This is a genomic window from Rhizobium cauense, assembly GCF_019511525.1.
GTDB lineage: Bacteria > Pseudomonadota > Alphaproteobacteria > Rhizobiales > Rhizobiaceae > Rhizobium > Rhizobium cauense.
The window spans coordinates 1-329 of the sequence record NZ_JAEUAT010000088.1 but is presented as its reverse complement, the minus strand read 5'-3'; the positions used below and the strand labels follow the sequence as shown (position 1 = coordinate 329).

The 329-nt window shown below is 57.4% G+C and carries 2 tRNA genes; both read right to left on the bottom strand.

Going from position 1 to position 329, the window contains the following annotated elements:
- Nucleotides 1-35: 35 nt before the first annotated feature.
- Nucleotides 36-111, bottom strand: a tRNA-Ala gene (locus tag JNB88_RS33265).
- A gap of 97 nt (nucleotides 112-208) precedes the next feature.
- Nucleotides 209-285 (bottom strand) — tRNA-Ile (locus JNB88_RS33260).
- Between the last annotated feature and the right edge of the window lie 44 nt (nucleotides 286-329).

The window sequence follows — 329 nt, the reverse complement described above, 5'->3', positions numbered from 1 at the left end:
TGCCGTCAAAACCGTCAGTCTCAACACCATCGATTTGGTGGAGCTGAGCGGGATCGAACCGCTGACCCCCTGCTTGCAAAGCAGGTGCTCTCCCAGCTGAGCTACAGCCCCTCCAGCTCGATCACCCCAGTTCGCTAGAACTGAAGTTCGGCAATCATCCGCGCCAGCCATTCCAATCAATTCCCAGTCCAGCATCCGCAAATGCGAATGGTGGGCCCGGGAAGACTTGAACTTCCGACCCCACGCTTATCAAGCGTGTGCTCTAACCAACTGAGCTACGGGCCCATTCGGGAACCGGTCCAGCACAAGCCGGACAAGCGCGGTTTTTT